This window comes from Xanthomonas sp. SHU 199, from assembly GCF_000364665.1.
Lineage (GTDB): Bacteria > Pseudomonadota > Gammaproteobacteria > Xanthomonadales > Xanthomonadaceae > Xanthomonas_A > Xanthomonas_A sontii.
This window is the reverse complement of record NZ_AQOI01000446.1, coordinates 1-1,556: the sequence shown is the minus strand read 5'-3', so window position 1 is coordinate 1,556 and position 1,556 is coordinate 1. Positions and strand designations below refer to the sequence as shown.

The 1,556-nt window shown below is 71.3% G+C and carries 2 protein-coding genes; one reads left to right on the top strand and one right to left on the bottom strand.

From position 1 onward, the window contains the following. A partial coding sequence (locus D183_RS0114300; RefSeq protein ID WP_017909605.1) for a LysR family transcriptional regulator occupies positions 1-745 on the bottom strand: 745 nt, incomplete at its 3' end. A gap of 147 nt (positions 746-892) precedes the next feature. On the opposite strand from D183_RS0114300, the gene D183_RS0114295 reads away from it, so the two are divergent. Further along, on the top strand, positions 893-1,556 hold a 664-nt coding region (locus D183_RS0114295), incomplete at its 3' end, for an aldo/keto reductase (protein ID WP_017909604.1).

The window sequence follows — 1,556 nt, the reverse complement described above, 5'->3', positions numbered from 1 at the left end:
CCTGCCATTCGAACGCCTGGCCCAGGCCCAGCCCACGGCGCGCGGCGTCCAGGCCGACCGCGGTGTCGTTGACCACCAGCCGCCCGCTGACTTCGACCAGGAAATCATGGCCATCGCGGGTGAACTCCCAGGCCTGCAGGCGGCCGTCGGTGCGGCGCCAGCGGATGCAGTCGTGCGCAGCCAGTTCGGCCGGCGTGCGCGGCACTCCATGCGCAGCGAAATACGCCGGCGCGGCCACCACCGTCTGCCGCTGCGGCGGTCCCAGCGGCACCGCGATCATGTCGCGCGCCAGGCTCTCGCCCAGGCGAATGCCGGCGTCGAAGCCGCCGGCGACGATGTCGGCCAGGGTCCGGTCCGAATACAGCTCCACGCTGACCTCCGGATAGCGCGCCAGGAACGCCGGCAGCTGTGGGCACACCAGTTGCTCGGCGGCCACCAGCGGCAGGTTGATGCGCAGCGTGCCGGCCGGGCGGTCGCGCAGGAAATCCAGGTCGGCGAAGGCCGCGTCGATCTGCGCCAGGCCCGGCGCCACCCGCTGCAGGAAGCGCTCGCCATGCTCGCTCAGGCCGACCCGGCGGGTGGTGCGGTTGAGCAGGCGTGCGCCCAGTTGCGCCTCCAGCGCGCGCAGCGTCTGCGACAGCGCCGAGGGCGAGACGCCCAGCTCCGCCGCGGCGCGGGTGAAGCTGCCATGGTGGGCAACGCGGACGAAGGCGACGACGGCGGACAGCGGCGGTGGACGGTGCATGGCGAACGGGCGGCAGTGGAAGGACGGACGCGGCGGGCGCGCCGCCCATTGTTTAGCACACCTTCAAAGCACATGCGGATTACCTGGATTTATCCGTGGCGACGTGGCGCCTACAGTGCCCACACCCTCACTTCGGAGACCGCTGCGATGGCCCTCGATCATTACCGCCTGCTCGGCCGTTCCGGCCTGCGCGTCAGCCCGCTGTGCCTGGGCACCATGACCTTCGGCGCCGACTGGGGCTGGGGCGCGGACGAAGCCGAGGCACGCCGCCTGTTCGACCTGTATGTCGATGCCGGCGGCAACTTCCTCGATACCGCCAACATCTACACCAACGGCAGCGCCGAGACCCTGCTCGGCCGCTTCGTCGCCGGCCGCCGCGACCGCCTGGTGATCGCCAGCAAGTTCGCGCTCAATCCCTTCCCCGGCGACCCCAACGGCGGCGGCAACCACCGCAAGGCGCTGCTGCGCTCGGTCGACGCCAGCCTGGCGCGGCTGGGCACCGATTATCTGGACCTGCTGTACCTGCATGCCTGGGACGGCACCACCGGCATCGACGAGGTCATGCGCGGCTTCGACGATCTGGTGCGTGCCGGCAAGATCCTCTACGCCGGCATCTCCGACACCCCCGCCTGGCAGGTGGCGCGCATGCAGACCCTGGCCGACCTGCGCGGCTGGACGCCGTTCGTCGCCCTGCAGATCGAGTACTCGCTGGCGCAGCGCACCGTCGAGCGCGAACTGGTGCCGATGGCCGAGGCGCTGGGCATGTCGGTGCTGGCCTGGTCGCCGCTGGCGATGGGCGTGCTCACCGGCA